This is a genomic window from Kitasatospora sp. MAA4 (assembly GCF_029893355.1).
Taxonomy (GTDB): Bacteria; Actinomycetota; Actinomycetes; order Streptomycetales; family Streptomycetaceae; genus Kitasatospora.
Genome location: NZ_JARZAI010000044.1, coordinates 1 through 20,720 on the forward strand (window position 1 = coordinate 1; position 20,720 = coordinate 20,720).

Genomic DNA, 20,720 nt, shown 5'->3' on the forward strand with positions numbered 1-20,720 from the left:
GCCGGACAGACCGTCCCCAACCTGGTCACCGTCCCCGTCGGAGCCGACGGCAAGGTCGACTTCTACAACTTCGCCGGCACCACCGACGTCGTCGCCGACATCTTCGGCTACTTCAGCGCAGGCGACCAACTGGCGCTCTCCTCCCTGAAGTTCGCCTCGCCGACCGTCGACGCCTCGACCGGCACCGCCTCGGTCGCCGTCAACTGGACGCTCACCGACTCCAACCCCGCCGCCACCCAGACCGGCGGCGAGATCGTCATCCGCCAGCAGGGCAGCACCCCGGACACCTACATCGGCCAGAGCTACGTGGTCGACTACCTGTCCACCCAGAGCCTGTCCAACAACGCCACGGTCGTCTCGGGCAACGCAGCCAGCTCCAGCTACTCGTACACCTTCCCCGTGCCGCGCTACGCGGCGTCGACGACCGCCAAGTGGGTCGTCAGCCTGGTCAGCGCCTTCGAGGCCACCTCGCAGGAACAGCTGGTCCTGGCCGGCTCCGCCCTCAACGGCTACGGCAACGTGCTCACCGCCACCGAGGCCGTCTCGACGGTGACGCCGAGCTACCAGAGCCTCGCCCAGGTCACCAACATCGCCAACGCGCCTGCCGCCCTGTACGACGGCGTCGACAACCTGACGCAGTACTCGCTCACCGTCCAGGACCAGCAGTCCGGCTTCGGGCAGGGCACCCTGACCCTCGCCGGCCCGGGCGGCCGGACGCTCAGCACGACCTTCGCGGAGATGAACGACGCAGGGCAGCAGTACGGGCCCTGCCAGCAGCAGATCACCGATGCGTTCTGCACCGTCCTGGTGGTCTTCCCGGCCGGTACCCAGGCCGGGGTCTGGACCGTGTCGGCGCTCTCGCTGACCAACAACGCGGGCCAGACGCAGACCTTCACCGGCCTCAACGCGGTGCCGATCACGGTCACCTCGAACAGCACGCTGAGCGCGGACCACTTCACCGCCACCCCGAACCCGGTCAACTCCTGGCAGGCGAACACGCCGTTCCAGGTCTCCATGCGCATCAACGGCGCGCAGGGCGGCGTCCAGACGGTCCAGCTCTTCTCGAACGGCGCCTGCACCGTGGGGTCGACCACCCCGACGCTCAACGCGGACGGCAGCTACTCGGTGCCGGGCGTGATGTTCAAGTCGAACAACGGGCAGGCCTCCTCCTGCACCGTGGCCGGGATCAGCATCCTCGACGGCGCCGGCAACATGGCCCTGTACGGCTCGGACTTCGGCGCGCCGGACCCCGGAGTGAACGTCAAGGGCGTCGCGGACACCACCCCGCCGACCGTCACCTCGGCCGCGCTGAACGTGACCACGATCGCGCAGAGCAAGGCCGGCGGCCAGTCGTTCGTGGTCAACGCCAAGGTCAACGCGCCGACCGCACCGGTCGTCGACGTCAGCAGCTACGTCTACGACAGCTCCGGCACCGTCGTGGGCCAGTCCACCGGAGGCGTCAACCAGAACCCGGACGGCACGGTCTCCTTCAGCCTCTACCTGCAGAACCCGATCGCCGTCGGCACCTACACCGTCGGCTTCACCATCAGCGACGCCGGCTGGCTGAGCACCTCGTACGGGATGCCCGGCAAGCCGGCCGTCCCGGGCGGACCGCTCACCCTGACGGTCACCGCAGGCTGACCCACCACCCCTGAACGACTGTGGGACCAGGCCCGAACAGGGCCTGGTCCCACAGTCGTTCCCGGCGGAGTCCCGGCGATGTCCGGTCAGCGCAGGGCGAGGAAGGTGGCGACGGCGACCGCCGCGCCCAGCACCGTGCCGACCAGCACCTGGGCGAGCGTGTGGTCCTTCAGCTCCACCCGCGACCAGCCGACCACGGCCACCAGCGGGTAGAGGCCGAGCATCCACGGGCCGTACGCGATGGCCAGCATCGCGATCGCGCCGGAGGAGACCGCGGTGTGCACGCTGACCTTCCAGAACACCGTGACGGCCAGGATGACGACCAGGGCGGCGAGCATCGCCGCGACCAGCGCCACCATCTCCGAGGGGGCGTTGCCGAAGAGCATCAGGGCCATCCCGCAGACCACCGAGGCCATGATCAGCGGTATGACGACCAGCCGGTCCTGGCGGCGGCGGACGTGCCGGTCACCCCAGTGGCCGCGACGCTCGCCGGCCTTGATCAGCAGGATCGGGATCACGCCGGAGAAGAGCGCGGCCTCCAGCCCCCAGGCGACGCCGACCAGGCGCTGCGCGTGCCAGCCCATCAGCAGGGTGACGGCGATGATCCAGTTCTTGGGTTCGAGGCCGTCGGTGATCAGGCGGGCGGGGCGGGACTCCACCGGGTGGGCAGGTGCGGTCACTGGGTGTCCTGGAGGTCGTGGTGAACGGCTGTGGTGGTGGCGGAGAGCGCGAACGCCTCGGCGGCGGGTGAGTGGTAGGCCTCGGCCAGCCGGAGCAGGCGTCGGGTCTCGGAGGCGAAGTCGAGTTCGGCGAAGCTGCTGCCGGCGGTCGGCACCGGGGGTTCGTCGGGCGTCCGGCCCGCGGGGGCGTGCCCGGCCAGCCGCGCCTCGCGGGCGGCCCGCAGCCAGTACGCCTCGGCCGACGCCGCCAGCTCCTCGCCGCGCAGACCGGTCCGCTCGGCGGCGTGCCGGGCGCGCTCGCGCAGCTCCTCGGGTGCGTGCAGGGCCAGCACGAGCGCGGCGTCGCGGATCTCGATCACCAGGCGGTGCAGCCGCACCCGGGGACCCCGGCCGAGGCGCGCGGCGAGGACGACGTCGGGCACCGCGCCGGTCAGCGCCGCCCACAGGCCGCGGATCCGGCGCGCGGTGCGCCAGTCGCGCAGGGCGTGCCAGGCGACGCCGACCGCCGGGATCGCGTTGCCGACCAGGATCAGCGTGATCGCCGTCAGCTCGACGCCGTCCAGTACCGACTGGCCCACGAACAGCCCCCGCCCGCACAGGTGCAGCACCACCTCGCAGCAGCGCAGCAGCGCGTAGCAGACGCCGACGGCGGTGCCCGCGCCCAGCACCCGCAGACCGGTCCGCAGCCAGCCGGCCCCGGCCCGCCGGGCGTACGTCCAGAAGAGCCAGCCGGCCACCGCCATCGAGGCGCCGAGGTAGCCGTTGAAGACCAGCGCGTAGCAGCCGGCGAACTCCGAGGAGCGGTAGGCCTGGTAGAAGTCGGCGACCTCGGCGGGCTGCCGGACCAGGGCGAACGAGACGGTCAGCGCGGCCAGCACGGCCAGGCCCGCCACCAGGTGCGGACGGCGGACCCGCGGGGCCAGGTCGGGGCGGGCCATGCCGACCACGAAGGAGAGCACCGCGGCGCAGGCGACGATGCCGATCTGGTTCTTGAACAGCACGGCGAGGTTGTGCACGCCGCTGAACGCGTCGATCCGGCTCGCGAGGCCCGGCACACCGACCGTGCTGGCGAGGGTCAGGGCGGCGAACGCGGTCCACAGCGCGCGCTGCTTGGGCACCCGGACGGCGGACGGCAGCCGCCAGGCGGTGACCGTCCAGAGCATGGCCAGCACGACGAGTTTCGCGGTACTCATCGGCTGTTCCTCTGCTCGTTCGCCTGCTCGTTCAGCTGCTCGTTCATATGCTGCGGATCGGATGGCCGAAGGCGTCGTCGAGCCGGGCCAGTACGTCGGCGGAGTCCGGCGAGGCGGCGTGGGCCCCGGCCCGGGTGGCGCGCTCCAGGATCAGGGTGGCCAGCGACTCCGCCTCGGTCTCCTGGTGGGAGCTGTAGCCGCTGCGGGCGAGCAGACTGAGCACCCGGTCGGTGGAGAGGCCCAGTTCCTGGTCGGCGGCGCGGCCGGCGGCCTGCTCGGCGGCGTGCTCGGCGGCCCGGACGGCGTCCTGGACGGCGCGGATCCGGTCGGCCTCGGCGCGCAGTGCGGCCGCCGGCCCCTGCGGCGAGGTGTGGTCGAGCAGCATGTGCGAGATCTCGTGCAGGACGATCTGGGTCTTCAGGATCGGCTCGGCCCCGGCCTCGTAGAAGACCAGGTCGGCGTCGTCCATGCCGAGCCACATGCCGCACGGCAGTTCGGCGGCGACTGCGCCCTCCAGCGCCACCAGGCGCAGCGGACGGCCGCGCCGCTCGGCGATGCCCTGGCAGAACTCCGCGAGGTCGAAGGGTCGCGGGACGGCCAGCTGCTCGGCCAGCGCGGTGAACCGGTCACCGGAACGGCTGCGCCACTTCACGGCTGCCCTGCCCCTCTGGTGTCGTCCGAGAGTGATCGGACAGTAGCTTAGACGGACCGGAGGGACCGGCCTACCGCTACGACCGGCTACTGCTCGGCTACCGGCTAGCTGGACCGGCGGCGCCCGACCCGGCCGACCCGGCCCACGGCGGGCAGGCCCTCGACCGCCCGCACCTGGTCGACGATGGCGCGCAGCGCCTTGAGCGCCTTGGGCGAGAGTCCGGCCAGCCGGAACGCGACAGCCCGGATGTTGCTGTCGGCCAGCACCCCGGCGAGTTCGTCGGCCACCCCGTCGTCCGACCCGCCCGCCCCGCCCGCCGCCCGCGACCGGCCGACCTCCTGGGCGTCGGCCTTGAGCTCGCGCACCCGGGCGTCCACCAGCTCGGCCACCGTGTCGTCCAGGAAGTACGCGGCCGGGACGCCGAAGAAGGCCGCGATGACCTCCAGGGTGTTGACCGTCGGATTGGTCTTCGCACCGGTGCGGATCTGCTGGAGCGTGCCGTGCGAGACGGTGGGCCCGCCCGCCTCCGCCTGGCGGCGGATCGCGTGGGCCACCTCGTGGTAGCTGAACGGGCCGCGGCCCGCCGGGTGGATCTCCTGGAAGAGATGGTCGAGCTTCTCCGCGATGGTTCGTCGGCAGGCTGGGGGCTGCTCACCCATCGGCTCACCCATCGACGTCACCATTCCTTGGTCCGCGGGCCTTCGACGGGCCTTCGACGATCTGTTCGGAAGGCCCCAGTATCCACTGAATTAGACGACTGACATGAACAGATTCCGAAATTTCCAGCATGGTTGACAGGTCGGGGAGGGTACAGCGTATGTTCGAGCGCGAGCCGTCCAAAAGAATAGACGGCGAGGGTGGCACACGGTCACACGGGGGTTGACCGTGTGCCGCCAATTCACTGATCCGGCGGGCGGCACCTGCGAGGATGGACGCGTGAACCAGGCCTCCCCACGTCCGCGACTGATCGCGACCGACCTCGACGGCACCCTGCTCTGCCAGGGCGGCACGGTCTCCACCCGGACGGCAGCTGCGCTCGCGGCCGCCGAGTCGGCCGGGATCCAGGTGGTCTTCGTCACGGGTCGGCCGCCTCGCTGGATGCAGTGGCTCGGCCCGCACATCGGCGGCCACGGCGTGGCGATCTGCTCCAACGGCGGGGTGGTCTACGACGTCCGGCGCGAACGGGTGCTGGAGAGCTTCCCACTGGGGGCCGAGGAGGCCGGCAAGGTGGTGGCCCTGCTGCGCGACCGGCTGCCCGGGACGGCGTTCGCCTTCGAGTTCCCCGGCGGCTTCGCCCGCGAACCGCAGTACCAGGTGCCGATGTGGGGCGCCGAGGACGACCACCCGATCGCCCCCGCCGAGGAGTTGCTCGCCGACCAGCGCGTCGCGGACTGCTACAAGCTGCTCGCCCGGCACCCCGACCTGGACCCGGACGACTTCCTCGCACAGGCCCGCGCGGCCGTCGGCAGCGCTGCCGAGATCACCCGCTCCAGCCCGATCGCGCTCCTGGAGATCAGCGCCCCCGGCGTCACCAAGGCGAGCACGCTGGCCCGCTGGTGCGCCGAGCAGGGCATCGACCGCACCGAGGTGCTGGCCTTCGGCGACATGCCCAACGACCTGGAGATGCTGGCCTGGGCCGGCACCGGCTACGCCGTCGCCAACGCCCACCCCGACGTGCTCGCCTCCGTGGCCCGGCGCACCGTCAGCAACGAGGAGGACGGCGTGGCGCAGGTGATCGAGCAGCTGCTCGTCCGCTGACGGTGCGCCGTCGAACATTTGCCCAACTGTGATCACCCCACGGCGGATGTCGCCGTCCGGTGCTGATAGTAAGTACGTACCGGGTGATCATCATCCGGTACGGGGGCGGGACTTTCTCAGGCACGGGCGACGCGCGCTCCCATGACCGCATCTCATTCTCATGGAGCCGCTGGATGGATTCATCCACCGACGACGCCGCGCGCACGCCCCGCTCCGGGGCAGCCTCGCTGCGTCGTCTCGCCCTGATCGGCACGACCGCGCTGGCGCTGCTGGCCACCGCCGCCCCGATCGCCGCCGCCCAGGGCAGCACGACCGCGCAGAGCAGCGCGGGCAGCCAGTCCGCCGGGGCCGCCGCGCCCCACGACGCAGTGCCGCCCGTGGCCACGCCCACGCTGCCCGCCAAGCTCCCCGCCCAGCCCGGGACGTTCGTCCGGACCAACCTGACCCGCCTGCTCGACACCCGCAGCGCGACCGGCGTGCCCACGGCCACCCCGCTCGGCCCCGACGGGAACCTGTCCTTCTCGCTGGGTCTGCCCGCCGCCGACGTGAAGGCGGTGGTGCTCAACGTCACCGCCACCGACACCACCGCTGACGGCTTCCTGACCGCCTACCCGGACGGTGCGCAGCAGCCGTCCACCTCCAACCTCAACTTCACGGCCGGTCAGACCGTCGCCAACCTGGTCACCGTCCCGGTGACGGACGGCAAGGTCGACATCCACAACCGGTTCGGCTCGGTCGACGTGATCGCCGACATGTCGGGCTACTACACCGACAACGCCGCGCTCGCCGGCTCCACCTACCTCCCGGTCACCCCGGGTCGGGTGCTGGACACCCGGGACGGCCTCGGCGTGCCCCAGGGCGGCCCGATCGGACAGTTCGGCACCATCAACGTGCCGGTGGCCGGCCAGGGCGGCGTCCCGCAGTACGGCGCCACCTCGGTCGTCCTGAACGTCACGGCGACCGACACCACGGACGCCGGCTTCCTGACCGTCTACCCGCACGGCACCGCGCGCCCCGGGACGTCGAACCTCAACTTCGCCGCCCACCAGACCGTGCCCAACCTGGTCACCGTCCCGCTCGGCGCCGACGGCAGCGTGGACATCTACAACCACCTCGGGACCACCGACGTGGTGGCGGACGTCTTCGGCTTCTACACCGCGGCCCCCACCGGCTCCGGTTACACCGCCACCGGCCCGACCCGCCTGTTCGACACCCGCGAGGCGGGCGGTCACAAGGTCGGCCCCGGCCAGACGCTGAGCCGCCCGGTCGCCCTGGGCTCCGGCCTGGGCAGCACCAAGGTCAGCGCCGTCGTCCTGAACGTCACCGCCACCGGCCCGACCTCCGACGGCTTCCTCACCGTCTTCACCGGCGCGGGCAGCACCCCGCCGGGCACGTCGAACCTCAACTTCACCGCGGGCCAGACCGTCCCGAACCTGGTGATCGTCCCGGTGGACGACTCGGGGATGCTGAACTTCTACAACCGGTTCGGCTCGGTGGACCTGGTGGTCGACCTCTTCGGGTACTTCACCGCGCCGCAGGGCGGACCGACGGCCATCTCGTCCAGCGTCCACAACTATGCCGACCCCTTCACGAAGGCCTGCAGCACGGTCAGCCCCGGGCCCTGGCTCGGCCGCGGGTATTTCGGCGTGGTCACTCTGAGCGCCACGGGCGTGAGCCTCCCGAACCCCGGCGCGACCACGCCGTGGACCGAGATGGTCCTCACCGGCCCGGACGACACCCTCGCCTACCAGGGCAGCGCCGCGTCGAACAGCAGCCAGCCCAGCACGGTCAACGTGGGCCAGCTGAAGGCCGGTTCCTACAGCTGGTACGCCTACGCGACGGACGGAAAGCAGGTCTCCGCGCCGAGCCAGCCGTGCTACTTCCAGGTGTGGACCGACTCGTCCGGACCCCGGGTCTTTATCACCTCCAACGGGTCACCCGGTCCGATCGTCGTCGGCCAGCAGGTCACCTTCACCTTCTCGGCCGGCGGCGGAGACCCCAACGCCCCTGATTCGGTGGCAAGTTTCTGCTACGCGATGGACTACGGTCCCTGCACCCAGATCGCCCCCGTCTTCGGCGCCGTCAACGGCATCGGCGGCGTCACCGGCTATAACAGCGTCACGCTCACCATGGGCAACTGGGGTTCGCACACGTTCACCGTCCAGGCGACCACCGTCGCCGGCTTCGTGGATGCGCCGACGCCCTACGGCTTCTACGTCAGGTCGCAGTAACTCCCTGACCCCAGGGGCGAATCCCGGATCCGCCCCTGGGGTCAGACCGCGTCGCAGCACCTCAGTCTCCGCGCCTCAGTCTCCGCGCCTCAGTCTCCGCGCCTCAGCAGGGCGACGAAGCGGCGGAAGGCGTTCTGGCAGGTCGCATGCCGCTCGTAGGCGCGGCTGGAGCGGGCCTCGGGCAGAGCGCGCGGCTCGGGGCCGGGGAGAACCCAGATCCAGCCGATGCCGTCCCGCACGTGGGTGATCCGTGCGGTCAACTCCGTTGCACCCTCTGCACCCTCACGTAACGCGTCGAAGGCCAGGATGGCCTCGGCGGCGGACTCGTGGACCGCCGGGGAGACCGCGACGATCCTGCCGTTCGGTGCCTTGAGCTGCCACTGGTGGCGCCCGTCGGCAGCCCGCTGAGTCCGTAACCCGCCGCGGACACGTCCCGCGCTCGCCCCGCTCGCGCCGCTGCGGCTCACCGTGACCCCTGTCTCCCGCGCCAGTCTTGCACGCCACCACAACTATGGCCCCCGCAACGGGTGTTGCCGATTGTGCTTGCCGACCTCTGCTCTTTGTTCTATAAGTAATAGAGCAGAGCAACCAACGGGAGCCGGCGTGATCCTGAGAATCGACCTGAGCAGCCAGGTCCCGATCTACCAGCAGATCCGGGACCGGGTCGTGGAGGCGGTCGCGGCGGGCGAGTTGGCGCAGGGCAGCCCACTGCCCTCCACCCGCCAGTTGGCGGCAGACCTCGGGATCAACTTCCACACCGTCAACAAGGCCTACGACCTGCTGCGGCAGGAGGGGCTGCTGATCCTCAACCGCAAGACCGGCGCGGTGGTGCAGCGCGACGCCCGTACCGGGCCGCCGCCGGCCGGCTTCGCCGACGAGTGGGCGGCCCGGCTGCGCACGCTGCTGGCGGAGGCCGTCGCCCAGGGCCTGGACGGCCCGGAGGCACTGGCCGCCTGTAGGGCGGCACTGACCACGTTCGCGGGGGGCGTGGTGGATGTGACAGACCAAGGAGAACAGGCATGACCAGTGGAGCGTTCTGGACGGATGCGGCGATCCCGCTGCTGATCCTGCTGACGGCGTGGCTGACCCCCTCGCTCACCGGCCCCACGCTGCCCTTCGGGGTCCGCGTGCCGCCCGCGCAGAGCGAGCACCCGGTGATCGCCGAGCAGCGCCGGTCCTACCGCCTGCTGCTCGGCGCCGGCGGCGGCGTACTCGTCCTGCTGGGCGCCCTGCTGGCTGCCCTCGCCCCCGACTCCCCCGCCGCCGCGCTGCCCCCGCTCGCCGCCCTGGCCGGCGGCGCCGCCGCCTACGTTCGTGCGCGCCGGGCGATCCGCGCGGTCAAGCAGCGCGAGGACTGGTACCGCGGGCTGCGGCAGAGCGTGGCCGTCGACACCGCGCTGCGCACCAGCCCGGAGCCGTTCCCCTGGCTGTGGACCCTGCCGGCGCTGTTCGTGCTGGCCGCCACCGCGGTGCTCGGGGTGCTGCGCTACCCGTCGATGCCCCAGCAGCTGCCCACCCACTACAACGGCTCCGGTGCGGTGGACCACTTCACCGGAAAGTCGGTCGGCACGGCGTTCGCGCTGGTCTTCGTCCAGGCCGCGCTGACCCTGGTGGTGACCCTGGTGGCCTGGCTCTCCTTCCGCTCCCGGGCCGACCTCGACCCGGCCCGGCCGGCCGCCAGTGCGTACCGGCACCGCCGCTTCATCGTCCGGATGACCGTCTCGGTGCTGCTGCTGGCCGCCTGCGCCAACCTGACCGTGCTGCTGGGCGCCTGGGGGATCTGGCACGGCGACCGGACGATGGGGGCGCTGCCGCTGCTGCTGCCGACCCTGGCCGGCCTCGCGCTCACGGTGGTGGTCGCGGTCCGCACCGGCCAGAACGGCAGCCGGGTGCCGCTGCCCGAGGACCTCACGGCGGACGAGCCGGCGGTCGACACCAAGGCCTCCGCCGTCCACCAGGACGACGACCGCTACTGGCGCGGCGGGATGGTCTACGTCAACCGGCAGGACCCGGCACTCTTCGTCGGCAAGCGGTTCGGCGTCGGATGGACCGTCAACCTCGGCAACCCGAGGGCGCTCCTGCTGGTCGCCGGGCTCGTCGCCGGCACCCTGGCGATCGACGTACTGACCCGCTGACCCACGGGAGCTAGAGCCGGGCCGACCAGCGGATCCGGGTGCCGCGGCGGTCGGGACCCGGCTCGTGCCAGGCGTCGCCGCCCAGGTGCTCGGCGCGGCGGCGCAGATTGGCCAGCCCGCTGCGCCGCCCGCCCTCCGGGATGCCCACTCCGTCGTCCGTGACGGTGAGCAGCACCCCGGGCCGGCCCGCCCGCTCCCGCCGCTCGGGGTCGCCGGGGACCGGGTGCCCGTCGTCGTCCAGATGGACGGTGGCGTCCACCTCCACGCCGACCCGCGAGGCCCGCGCGTGGCGCGCCGCGTTCGACAGCATCTCCCGTACGGCTGCCAGCAGTTGGCGGGCAGTCACCTCGCTGATCAGGCTCTCCACCGGGCCGGTGAAGGTGATCGAGGGCTTGAAGCCGAGGGCGGCCGCGGCCTGGCTGCCCTCGCGCAGGATCCGGGTGCGCACGGTGTCCGGCTCGTCGCCGTGGTCGTCGTGCTGGAGGGCGTAGATGGTGGTGCGGACCTCCTGGATGGTGGCGTCCAGCTCGTCCACCGCCGTGGCCAGCCGCGCCTTCACCTCCGGCACCACCGCCCGGCGGGCCGCGCTCTCCAGCATCATCCCGGTGGCGAAGAGCCGCTGGATCACCAGGTCGTGCAGGTCGCGGGCGATCCGGTCGCGGTCCTGGAAGACCGCCAGGCGCTGCTGGTCGCGCTGGCCCTCGGCCAGCCGCAGGGCGAGCGCGGCCTGCGAGGCGAAGGTCTGCGCCAGCTGCTTCTCGGCGTCGCTGAACGGCCGCGCGCCGAGCGGGCGCCAGACTCCGAGGCCGCCGAGCACCCGGCCGGCCGCCACCATGGGCAGCGCCATCGCCGGGCCGAAATCGCGGGCGATCCGCAGGCCCACCCGCGGTTCGGTGGACAGGTCGTCGACGAAGATGCTCTCGCCCGCCAGCAGCCTGGACCCGTAGTCCGAGACGGGCACCAGCTCGCCGACGACGAACTCGGCGACCTCGCCGGAGGCGTGCGAGACGCGCAGGCCGCCGTCGGCGGTCGGCAGCACGATGATCCCGAGCGCGGCGTCCGCCAACTCCCTGACCTGCTCGGCGGCGACCGCGAGCGCGGCGTGCGCCTCGTCGCTGGAGAGCAGCGCGGTGGTGACGGCGGCGGCGCCCGCGATCCAGCGCTCGCGGCGCAGGCCGGCCTCGTAGAGGCGGGAGTTCTCGATGGCCACGCCGGCCGCGGCCGCCAGGGCGTGCACCACCATGGCGTCCTCGGGGGTGAAGCCGCCGCCGCCCTGCTTCTCGGTCAGGTAGAGGTTGCCGAAGACCTCGTCGCGGACCCGGATCGGCTCGCCCAGGAAGGACTTCATCGCCGGGTGGTGCGGTGGGAACCCGGTCGAGCGCGGGTCCTTGGCCAGGTCGTCCAGCAGCAGCGGCTCGGGACGGTCGATCAGCGCGCCCAGGATGCCGCGCCCGGAGGGCAGGTCGCCGATCAGAGCGGCCGTCTGCGCGTCGATGCCGACGTGGATGAAGTCGGAGAGCCCGGTGCCGTCCGCGGAGATCACCCCGAGCGCGGCGTAGCGGGCGTCCACCAGCTCAGCGGCGCCGGAGGCGATCCGCTCCAGGGTGGCGTGCAGGTCCAGGCCGGCGCCGACCGAGACCACCGCCTCCAGCAGCCGCTGCATCCGGTCGGTGACCGCGGCCGCGGACTGCAGGCGCTCAGCGACCTCGGTGACCAGGGTGTCCAGGCCGAGCGAGGAGATCTCGGGGACGCGATGCGGGACGGGCTCCGCGTCCTCCTCGGGAGGATCGGGTGTGATCGGCATGGGTTGAGCCTAGTTCGCCCCGATTTGGGCAGGCTCGCGACAGGCCGCCACCAGCTGGTCGGCACGGCGTTCGCGCTCCCAGAGCTCGCGCAGCCGGCCGCCGTCCCGGGCCGCCAGCTCGTCCCAGCCGCCGCGCTCGACGACCCGGCCGTGATCGAGCACCACGATCTCGTCCACCCCGGCCGCGGCCAGGCCGGCCAGTCGGTGGGTGATCAGCAGGGTGGTCCGGCCCTCGGTGGCGGCCAGCAGGTCGGCGGTGAGCGCGTCGGCGGTGGGCAGGTCGAGGTGCTCGGCCGGCTCGTCCAGGATCAGCACGGGGAAGTCGGCGAGCAGCGCGCGGGCCAGCGCCAGGCGCTGGCGCTGGCCGCCGGAGAGACGGTCGCCGTGCTCGCCGACCATGGTGTCCAGGCCCTCGGGGAGGGTGTCCACCCAGTCCAGCAGCCGGGCCGCCGCGAGCACGCCGCGCAGCTCCTCGTCGCCGCAACCGGGCCGGGCCAGCCGGAGGTTCTCGCGCAGCGAGCTGTCGAAGACGTGTGCGTCCTGGGCGCAGAGGCCGATCACCCGGCGGACGTCGTCGCCGTCCAGCGTGCGGGTGTCCACAGGCTGTGGACGGCCGAGTTCGACCGAGCCGCTCCGCTGGTCCAGCAGACGCAGCAGGACGTGCGCGAGCGTGGTCTTGCCCGAGCCCGACGGGCCGACCACCGCGACCCGGCGGCCGGCGGCGAGGTCCAGGTCGACACCGTCCAGCGCGTCCTGCGAGCGGCCGGGCCAGCGGGCGCGCAGGCCGCGCACGGTGAGCGGGAACGGATCCGCCGGCAGAGCGGCCGCGACGGCGGGCTCGGTCACCGGGTCGGGCGTCCGAAGTACCTCGTCGAGCCGCGCGGCGGCGGCCCGGCTGCGCTCGCGGAACTGCACCGCCACCGGAAGTCCGGCCACCGCCTCGAAGGCGGCCAGCGGGGTGAGCACCACCACCGCCAGGCAGAGGCCGGACAGCGAACCGCTGCTGACACCGTGCACGCCGACGGCGGCGCACGCCGCCACGGTGAGGCCGGTGAGCAGCGCCGTCAGTCCGGCGCCGACGGCGGCGGTGGCCGCCGAGCGGGAGGCGAGCGCGGTCAGCCGCGCGTCGGCGGCCCGGACCGCGCCGAGCCGCGCGGGCAGCGCGCCGGCCACGGTCAGCTCGGCGGTCCCGGTGAAGGTGTCGACCACGGCCGAGGCCAACGCGCCTCGGGCAGGCGCCTGTTGACGCTCGCTCCGGCCGGCCAGCAGCATCGAGAGAGCTGGCACGGCGGCGCCGGCCAGCAGCAGACCGAGGCCGAGCAGCAGCCCGGCGGCGGGCAGGAAGAGCGCGAGCGCGGCGGCGGAGGCCAGCGAGACGGTCAGCGCGACGGCCGCCGGCAGGCGCCAGCGCAGGTACCGATCCTGCACGGAGTCGACGTCCGCCACCAGGCGGGAGAGCAGGTCGCCGCGCCGGAAGGCCGGCAGCCCGCCGGGGGCCAGCCGCTCCAGGCGGCGGTAGACCGAGGTGCGCAGGCCGCCCAGGGTGCGCAGCACCGCGTCGTGCGAGACCAGCCGCTCGGCGTAGCGGAAGACGCTGCGCCCGACGCCGAGGGCGCGCACCGAGGTGACGGCCATCATCAGGTAGAGGACGGGCGGCTGCTGCGAGGCGCGGGAGATCAGCCAACCCGACAACGCGAGGAGCGCGACGGCGCAGCCGAGCGCGAGGCTGCCGAGCAGGGTGGCGAGGCTCAAGCGGGGGGTGGTGGCGGCTTGGGGGCTCTCGGGTGGGTGGGTGCGGGGGTGGCTACCGGGGTGGTCGCTGCGGGGGGCTGCATGATTTTCCGACGCCACCCCCTCCCGCAGCGCGACCCTCTCGCCTGGGTGGGGGGTGAGGGGGGAGGGGAGTTCAACGTTGCGGTCCGCCACCGCCAGCAGCGCGGGTCGGTGGGCCACCAGCAGCACCGTGCGGTTCGGGTCGGCGGCGAGCGTGCGGACGGCCTCGACGATGGCGGCCTCGCTCTCGCCGTCCAGGTTCGCGGTCGGCTCGTCGAGCAGGACCAGCGGGCGGTCGGTGGCGAGCAGCGCGCGGGCCAGGGCGAGGCGCTGGCGCTGGCCGGCCGAGAGGCCCGCGCCGCCCTCCCCCAGCAGCGTGTCGAGCCCCTGCGGCAGCGCCTGCACGAAGTCCAGGGCGTGGGCGGCGGCCAGGGCTGTGCGCAGCTCGGCTTCGGGGGCGTCGGGGCGGCCGAGGCGGACGTTGTCGGCGACGGTGCCGGCGAAGAGGTGCGGGTGCTGCGGGACCCAGGCGATCTGCGAGCGCCAGCCGGCCGGGTCGAGGTCGTCCAGGCGGTGCGAGGAACCGTCGGCCGCCGTGATGCGGACCGAACCGCCGTCCGGTCGGGTGAAGCCGAGCAGGACGGCGAGCAGGGTGCTCTTGCCCGCGCCGCTGGGGCCGGTGAGAGCCAGGGTCTCGCCCGGGGACAGGGTCAGCGTGAGCTCGCTCAGGGCGGGCGCGGTGCGGCCGGGGTGGCGGACGGTCAGGGTGTCGACGGTCAGGGCGGCGCCGGCCAGGGCCGGGGCGGGGGTGGTGCCGACGGGCGGCAGCGGGGTCTGAAGGACGGTGAAGATCTCGTCGGCGGCGGCCAGGCCCTCGACGCTGGAGTGGTAGAGCGCGCCGACCTGGCGCAGCGGGAAGTACACCTCGGGGGCGAGGATCAGCACCAGCAGGCCGGTCTCCAGGCCGAGCGTGCCGTCCACCAGGCGGAAGCCGATCGAGACCGCGACCAGGGCGACCGAGATGGTGGAGAGCAGTTCCAGCGCGAAGGAGGAGACGAAGGCGATCCGCAGGGTGCGCAGGGTGGCACGGCGGTACTCGTCGGTGATCCGGGCGATGGTCGCGGCCTGGGCCTTCGCGCGGTTGAAGATCTTGAGTGTGGGCAGGCCGCCGACCACGTCCAGGAAGTGGTGCGAGAGCCGGGCCAGGGTCTGCCACTGGCTGTCCATCCGGGACTGGGTGGCCAGGCCGATCAGGATCATGAAGCCCGGGATCAGCGGGAGGGTCCCGGCGATGATCGCCGCCGAGATCCAGTCCGCGCCGAGGATCCGGGCCAGCAGCACCACCGGCACCACCACGGCGAGCGCGAGCTGCGGGAGGTAGCGGGCGAAGTAGTCGTCGAGGGCGTCGACTCCGCGGGTGGCGAGGGTGGTGAGTTCGCCGGTGCGGCGGCCGGAGAGGTAGCTCGGGCCGAGCGCGGTGGCGTGGTCGAGCAGGCGCCGGCGCAGCGTCGACTTGACCCTGGCCACCGAGCGGTGGGCCGTCAGCTCGGTCAGCCAGGCCACCGCGGCCCGGCCGGCCGCGGTGGCGGCGAGGAGCAGCAGCGGGGTGCCGAGGTGGTCGAGCCCCTGTCCGTGCTGGAAGCAGCGGACCACGATCTCGGCTATCAGCGTCGCCTGGCAGAGCACCAGCACCGCGCCGACCGCGCCGAGCAGGACGGCTGCCGCCAGGAAGGCGCGGGTGGTGCGGGCGTAGCTGAGCAGGCGGGGGTCGACGGGCTTCATGTCAGACCTCGGCGGAGGGGATGTGCTGGACGCCGATCCGCTTGCGGAACACCCAGTACGTCCAGCCCTGGTAGAGCAGGACGAGGGGGGTGAAGACCGCGGCGACGATCGTCATCAGCTTCAGCGTGTAGGGGGAGGAGGCGGCGTTGGTGACGGTGAGGCTGAACGCCGGGTCGAGGGTGGAGGGCATCACGTTGGGGAAGAGCGCGAGGAAGAGCATCGCGACGGCGGCCACGATGGTCAGCCCGGAGAGGATGAACGCCCAGCCCTCGCGGGCCAGTTGGTTGGCCACCAGCGCGCCGGCCAGGGCGAGTACGGCGATCACCAGGGCGGCCAGGCTCCAGCCGGTGCCGGAGTGGGCCTGGGTCCAGGTCAGGAAGGCCAGCGCGAGGACCGCCGTCAGCAGTCCGAGCCGGAGCGCCGCGGCCCGGGCGCGGGTGCGGATGTCGCCGACCGTCTTGAGTGCGGCGAAGACCGCGCCGTGGAAGGTGAAGAGCGTGAGGGTGACCAGGCCGCCGAGCAGCGCGTAGGGGTTGAGCAGGCCCCAGAAGCTGCCGACGTAGTTCTTCTGCCGGTCGATGGCGACGCCGTGCACGATGTTGGCGAAGGCCACGCCCCAGAGGAAGGCCGGCAGCAGGGAGGTCCAGAAGATGGCGTGCTCCCAGTTGCGCTGCCAGCGGTCCTCGGTGCGCTTGTGCCGGTACTCGAAGGCGACCCCGCGCACGATCAGGCAGACCAGGATCATCAGCAGCGGGAGGTAGAAACCGCTGAAGAGGGTGGCGTACCAGTCGGGGAAGGCGGCGAAGGTCGCGCCGCCGGCGGTGAGCAGCCAGACCTCGTTGCCGTCCCAGACCGGGCCGATCGTGTTGATCAGGACACGGCGCTCGGCCCGGTCCCGGGCGAGCAGCTTGGTGAGCACGCCGATGCCGAAGTCGAAGCCTTCGAGGAAGAAGTAGCCGATCCAGAGGACGGCGATGAGGACGAACCAGATGTCGTGGAGTTGCATGGCGATGGGTCCCCGGCTCAGTAGGCGAAGGCGAGCGGCTTGTCGGCGTCCTCGTCCGAGGACGGGCCGCGCAGGGTGGGGTCCTTGGCCGGGGGACGGTCGGTGAGGTCGATGCCCGCCTTGGCGTACTTCACGAGCAGCTTCACCTCGATCACGGCGAGGATCGCGTAGAGCGCGGTGAAGGTGGAGAAGGCGATCACCTGGGTGGTCACGCTGACGTTCGGTGAGACGGCGTCGGCCGTGGTCATCAGGCCGAAGACGGCCCAGGGCTGACGGCCCATCTCGGTGAAGATCCAGCCGAAGCTGTTGGCGATCAGCGGGAAGCCCATGGTGAGGATGCCGATCCGCCAGCTCCACCTGGTCAGGAACGGGCCCATCTCCCGGGTGGGGGTGAGCATCAGCCGGGGCACCTCGTCCTCGGCGGTGCGGTAGGCGGGCGCGAGGAAGCGCTTCCTGCGGGTGGTCCAGAGGCCGATCAGGCCGGCCACGAAGGAGGTCATCCCGAAGCCGATCATGAGGCGGAAGCCCCAGTACGTCACGAAGATGTTGGGGATGTAGTCGCCGGGTTGGCCGCCGTACCTGGCGGCCTCGGCGGCGGCCGTGTCGTTGATGCCGGGGACCGGCGAGCTGAAGTCGCTCTTGGCGAGGAAGGAGAGTATCCCCGGGATCTCCAACTCGACCGAGTTGTGGCCCGCGTTGACGTTGCCGATGGCGAAGATCGAGAAGGGCGCGGGCGACTGGGTGTCCCAGAGCGCCTCGGCGGAGGCCATCTTCATCGGCTGCTGCTCGAACATCACCTTGGCCAGCGTGTCGCCGCTGATCGCGGTGCCCAGGCCCGCGACCACCGCGAGGACCAGGCCGAAGCGCAGCGAGGTGCGCATCGCGGCGGTCTTGCGGCCGTCCGCCGTCTCCGGGCGCCGCTTGGCCTTCCAGAGGTGGAAGGAGGCGATGCCGACCATGAAGGCGGCACCGGTCAGGAAGGCCGCGGTGAGCGTGTGGAAGACCACGACGAGCGTGGTGTCCTGGAAGAGCACCTTGCCGATGTCGGTCAGCTGCGCCTTCTTGGTGACCGGGTCGATGGTGTAGCCGGACGGGTGCTGCATCCAGGAGTTGGCGGCCAGGATGAAGTACGCGGAGAGCACCGTGCCGAGCGCCACCATCCAGATGCAGGCGCAGTGGATCTTCTTGGGCAGCTTGTCCCAGCCGAAGATCCACAGGCCGATGAAGGTCGACTCGAAGAAGAAGGCGATCAGCGCCTCCATCGCCAGCGGCGCACCGAAGACGTCACCGACGAAGCGCGAGTAGTCCGACCAGTTCATCCCGAACTGGAACTCCTGCACGATCCCGGTCACCACGCCCATGGCGATGTTGATCAGGAAGAGCTTGCCCCAGAACTTGGTGGCGTGGAAGTACTTCTCCTTGCCCGTCCGCACCCAGGCCGTCTCCAGCCCGGCCACCACCGCCGCCAGGCTGATGGTGAGCGGTACGAAGAGGAAGTGGTAGACGGTGGTGACCCCGAACTGCCATCGCGCGATGGTCTCGTGAGCGACTGCTAGCTCCACTTCGGCCCTCTTCCCTGCGGTCCGCTGTCCGATTCGACCTGGCTTCGACCAGAATCCTGCCGCACAAGCCCGACAAACAGTGCTCTTCGCTGTGAATCGCACAATTCATGCCAAGCTTGCGCGCTTGTGAACGTGAACACGTTCACAAGCTCTGCCAGAAGCCAGTATCACGCACGCCTGTTCGGCGGCACACACCGGGGGTGGGGGAAAAGGTGAAAGGGTGAAGAACGGTCAGAGCTGCGGGTCGAGCAGGCCGCCGGTGATCTCCGGGCCGATCACGAAGCCCTTGGCGGGCCCCTCGGGCACCAACGCCTCGGCGCCGTACGGGCTGCGGACGGAGCTGGCGTACGCGCCGCGCCCCCGGTCCGGACCGCTGAGGACGGTGACCGCGCCACCGTCGTCGTAGTCGTCGATGATCACGTAGACCGGGATACCGGCCTGTGCGTACGCGCGGTGCTTGCGGACGTAGTCGCGCTGGCGGGCGTCGCTGCCGGGGGAGACCGTCTCGACGACGAGACCGATACCGGAGGCGAGGAGGCCGAGGCCGTCGGGGTGCTCGATGTCGTCGACGTCGGCGGGGCCGACGAGAACATCGGGGATCCAGACCTTGAGGCCGTCGATGACATTGAAGTCCTGGCCGGGCGCATATCCGGTGCCACGAAGAAAATCATGAAGCGCCAGGGCTACCCGCTGGTTGATCTTGCCATGACGGCTTCCACCAGTTGGTGACATCGCGATGACTCCCTCGATGATCTCCGCCCGGAAGCCCTCCGGAACGTCCATGGACTTCCACACCTGCCACAGGGCCTGGTCCAGGTCCACGGTGATCTCCTCGAGTGCGAGCGCGGTCATGAGGACACCTCTCTTCCAGTCCAGTGTGAGCGGCGAGACCGGGTGGCACAAGCCGCAACCGTACGATCACACACAGGTGGCGGCAGGCAAGGGGGTTCGGTCAGTTGCCACTCGATCGGGGCAGGTGGAGGCGGAAGGTCGCGCCGGCGGCGGGGGCGGTGTCGAGGGTGAGGGTGCCGCCGTGGGCGCGGGTGAGGGCGGCGGCGATGGCCAGGCCGAGGCCTGCGCCGCCTCCGTCGTGGCGGCTGCGGGAGCCGTCGACGCGGTAGAAGCGCTCGAAGACCCGAGCTGCCTGATCATGCGTCAGACCCGGTCCGGAGTCGGCGACTTCGAGGACGCAGGCGCCGCCGGCGGTGCCCACGCCGATCCGGACGGCGGTGCCGAGCGGGGTGTGCTTGACGGCGTTGCCGACCAGGTTGGTGACCACCTGGCGCAGCCGGGCCTCGTCGCCGAGGACGGTGGCGGCGCCCGGGGTCCCGGTGCCGCCGGGGCCGGTGAGGGCGACCGAACGGGTCGGGTCGAGCGCGGTCAGGTCGTGCAGCGCGTCCGCGGCCAGCGTGCGCAGGTCCATCGGGGCGAGGTCGAGCGGGCGCTCCTCGTCGAGGCGGGCGAGGGTGAGCAGGTCCTCGACCAGGCCGCCCATCCGGACCGCCTCGCTCTCGATCCGGTTCATCGTCCGGTTGACGTCCGCCTCGGACGGCAGCGCGCCCATCCGGTACAGCTCGGCGAAGCCGCGGATGCCGGCCAGCGGGGTGCGCAGCTCGTGCGAGGCGTCCGCCACGAACCTGCGCATCCGCTCCTCGGACTGGGCGCGGGCGGCGAAGGCGGCCTCGATCTGGTCGAGCATCCCGTTCAGTGCCGCCGAGAGCCGGCCGACCTCGGTGCTGGTCGGCAGGTCGGGCATCCGGTAGGAGAGTTCGCCGGCCGCGATCAGCTCGGTGCCGCGCTCGATCCGGCGCAGCGGCAGCAGACCGGCCCGCACCGCGAAGGTGCCGAGCGCGGCTATCAGCAGCAGGACGGCCACGCCGATCGCCAGGAAGGCGGCGCGCAGATTCTCGACGGTGGCCTCCACGTCGTCCGAGGAGACCGCGACCATGACGTAGGAGGAGGCGTTGGCGGGCGCCGGACCGGTGCGCTGGATCGGCAGGATGAGCACCCGCCAGCTGCCGGAGCCGTGCTCGGCGGGCAGGTTGAAGCCCCCGCCCAGGTGCTTGAACAGATCGGGGTCGCCGCCGTCGGGCAGCCGCGGGCCGGGGTCGGTGTCGGCCATCGGCTGGCGTTCCACCCGCAGCACGCTGCCGTCGGCGGCCAGCATGCGCACCTCGAACTGGCTGGGCAGCACCTTCAGGTTCGGCGCGGCGTCAGTGCTGGTCGGCGGCTTGACGCCGCTGCCGCCGGGCTTGCCGCCGCGGTGGGACAGCTGCTGGCCGAAGCGCATCAGCTGCTGGTCGAGCCGGCCGACCAGCAGCTGATGCGCTTCGCCGAGCACCACGACGTCGCTGACCGCCAGCCCGGTGGCGACCAGCACCAGGGTGAGGGCGAGCAGCCGGCTGCGGAGCGAGAAGCGCCCGGCGCGGCGGGTCAGCGCGCCGGGACGCGGCAGGCGGCGCGGGAGGCGGAGCGACACCCGCGCGAGCAGTCGGCGCACCTG

At 72.1% G+C, this 20,720-nt stretch carries 15 protein-coding genes and 1 pseudogene; 5 read left to right on the plus strand and 11 right to left on the minus strand.

Going from position 1 to position 20,720, the window contains the following annotated elements; translation table 11 throughout:
- A pseudogene (locus P3T37_RS34975) lies at positions 1-1,641 on the plus strand (hypothetical protein); the annotation flags it as partial.
- A gap of 86 nt (positions 1,642-1,727) precedes the next feature.
- On the opposite strand, the gene P3T37_RS34980 reads toward P3T37_RS34975, so the two are convergent.
- The 4 genes from P3T37_RS34980 to P3T37_RS34995 all read right to left on the minus strand — a co-directional run bounded on the left by P3T37_RS34980 (position 1,728) and on the right by P3T37_RS34995 (position 4,837).
- Positions 1,728-2,321, minus strand: coding sequence for a hypothetical protein (locus tag P3T37_RS34980; protein ID WP_280727991.1), 594 nt, complete (start codon positions 2,319-2,321; stop codon positions 1,728-1,730).
- Entirely contained in the window at positions 2,318-3,514 is a 1,197-nt protein-coding gene (locus P3T37_RS34985; RefSeq protein ID WP_280727992.1) for an MAB_1171c family putative transporter, read from the minus strand. The genes P3T37_RS34980 and P3T37_RS34985 overlap by 4 nt, the downstream gene beginning before the upstream one ends.
- Before the next feature lie 43 nt (positions 3,515-3,557).
- On the minus strand, positions 3,558-4,166 hold the full coding sequence (locus P3T37_RS34990) for a hypothetical protein (protein WP_280727993.1): 609 nt from the start codon (positions 4,164-4,166) through the stop codon (positions 3,558-3,560).
- Between the two features lie 104 nt (positions 4,167-4,270).
- On the minus strand, positions 4,271-4,837 hold the full coding sequence (locus P3T37_RS34995; protein ID WP_280727994.1) for a helix-turn-helix transcriptional regulator: 567 nt from the start codon (positions 4,835-4,837) through the stop codon (positions 4,271-4,273).
- 265 nt (positions 4,838-5,102) lie between these two features.
- On the opposite strand from P3T37_RS34995, the gene P3T37_RS35000 reads away from it, so the two are divergent.
- Positions 5,103-5,924, plus strand: coding sequence for an HAD family hydrolase (locus tag P3T37_RS35000; protein ID WP_280727995.1), 822 nt, complete (start codon positions 5,103-5,105; stop codon positions 5,922-5,924).
- A gap of 173 nt (positions 5,925-6,097) precedes the next feature.
- On the plus strand, positions 6,098-8,155 hold the full coding sequence (locus P3T37_RS35005) for a hypothetical protein (protein ID WP_280727996.1): 2,058 nt from the start codon (positions 6,098-6,100) through the stop codon (positions 8,153-8,155).
- 89 nt (positions 8,156-8,244) lie between these two features.
- Here P3T37_RS35005 and P3T37_RS35010 read toward each other — a convergent pair whose 3' ends face one another.
- Complete coding sequence (locus tag P3T37_RS35010) at positions 8,245-8,622, minus strand: hypothetical protein (RefSeq protein WP_280727997.1); 378 nt, start codon at positions 8,620-8,622, stop codon at positions 8,245-8,247.
- Positions 8,623-8,758: 136 nt separating this feature from the next.
- On the opposite strand from P3T37_RS35010, the gene P3T37_RS35015 reads away from it, so the two are divergent.
- Both P3T37_RS35015 and P3T37_RS35020 read left to right on the plus strand, forming a co-directional pair.
- Positions 8,759-9,178 (plus strand): GntR family transcriptional regulator, encoded by a 420-nt coding sequence (locus P3T37_RS35015; RefSeq protein WP_280727998.1) that lies wholly within the window; start codon positions 8,759-8,761, stop codon positions 9,176-9,178.
- Positions 9,175-10,290: a DUF5808 domain-containing protein gene (locus tag P3T37_RS35020; RefSeq protein ID WP_280727999.1), complete on the plus strand. Its 1,116-nt coding sequence runs from the start codon at positions 9,175-9,177 to the stop codon at positions 10,288-10,290. Before P3T37_RS35015 ends, P3T37_RS35020 begins: the two co-directional genes overlap by 4 nt.
- A gap of 10 nt (positions 10,291-10,300) precedes the next feature.
- Here P3T37_RS35020 and P3T37_RS35025 read toward each other — a convergent pair whose 3' ends face one another.
- The 6 genes from P3T37_RS35025 to P3T37_RS35050 form a co-directional block, all read right to left on the minus strand.
- Positions 10,301-12,094 carry a GAF domain-containing protein gene (locus P3T37_RS35025; protein ID WP_280728000.1) on the minus strand — a complete coding sequence of 598 codons (1,794 nt, stop codon included), beginning with the start codon at positions 12,092-12,094 and terminating at the stop codon, positions 10,301-10,303.
- Positions 12,095-12,103: 9 nt separating this feature from the next.
- Complete coding sequence (cydD, locus tag P3T37_RS35030; protein WP_280728001.1) at positions 12,104-15,649, minus strand: thiol reductant ABC exporter subunit CydD; 3,546 nt, start codon at positions 15,647-15,649, stop codon at positions 12,104-12,106.
- Between the two features lies 1 nt (position 15,650).
- Positions 15,651-16,655, minus strand: a complete 1,005-nt coding sequence (gene cydB, locus P3T37_RS35035) for a cytochrome d ubiquinol oxidase subunit II (RefSeq protein WP_280728002.1) — start codon at positions 16,653-16,655, stop codon at positions 15,651-15,653.
- 17 nt (positions 16,656-16,672) lie between these two features.
- Positions 16,673-18,217, minus strand: coding sequence for a cytochrome ubiquinol oxidase subunit I (locus P3T37_RS35040; RefSeq protein ID WP_280728003.1), 1,545 nt, complete (start codon positions 18,215-18,217; stop codon positions 16,673-16,675).
- A gap of 231 nt (positions 18,218-18,448) precedes the next feature.
- Entirely contained in the window at positions 18,449-19,069 is a 621-nt protein-coding gene (locus tag P3T37_RS35045) for a Uma2 family endonuclease (RefSeq protein ID WP_280728004.1), read from the minus strand.
- 100 nt (positions 19,070-19,169) lie between these two features.
- Positions 19,170-20,717 carry a HAMP domain-containing sensor histidine kinase gene (locus tag P3T37_RS35050; protein WP_280728005.1) on the minus strand — a complete coding sequence of 516 codons (1,548 nt, stop codon included), beginning with the start codon at positions 20,715-20,717 and terminating at the stop codon, positions 19,170-19,172.
- Positions 20,718-20,720: the final 3 nt, after the last annotated feature.

Coding starts and splice junctions, on each gene's coding strand:
- P3T37_RS34985 (WP_280727992.1), bottom strand. CDS start 3,514: ATGAGTACCGCGAAACTCGTCGTGCTGGCCATGCTCTGGACGGTCACC.
- P3T37_RS34995 (WP_280727994.1), bottom strand. CDS start 4,837: ATGGGTGAGCCGATGGGTGAGCAGCCCCCAGCCTGCCGACGAACCATC.
- P3T37_RS35005 (WP_280727996.1), top strand. CDS start 6,098: ATGGATTCATCCACCGACGACGCCGCGCGCACGCCCCGCTCCGGGGCA.
- P3T37_RS35020 (WP_280727999.1), top strand. CDS start 9,175: ATGACCAGTGGAGCGTTCTGGACGGATGCGGCGATCCCGCTGCTGATC.
- P3T37_RS35025 (WP_280728000.1), bottom strand. CDS start 12,094: ATGCCGATCACACCCGATCCTCCCGAGGAGGACGCGGAGCCCGTCCCG.
- cydD (WP_280728001.1), bottom strand. CDS start 15,649: ATGAAGCCCGTCGACCCCCGCCTGCTCAGCTACGCCCGCACCACCCGC.
- cydB (WP_280728002.1), bottom strand. CDS start 16,655: ATGCAACTCCACGACATCTGGTTCGTCCTCATCGCCGTCCTCTGGATC.
- P3T37_RS35045 (WP_280728004.1), bottom strand. CDS start 19,069: ATGACCGCGCTCGCACTCGAGGAGATCACCGTGGACCTGGACCAGGCC.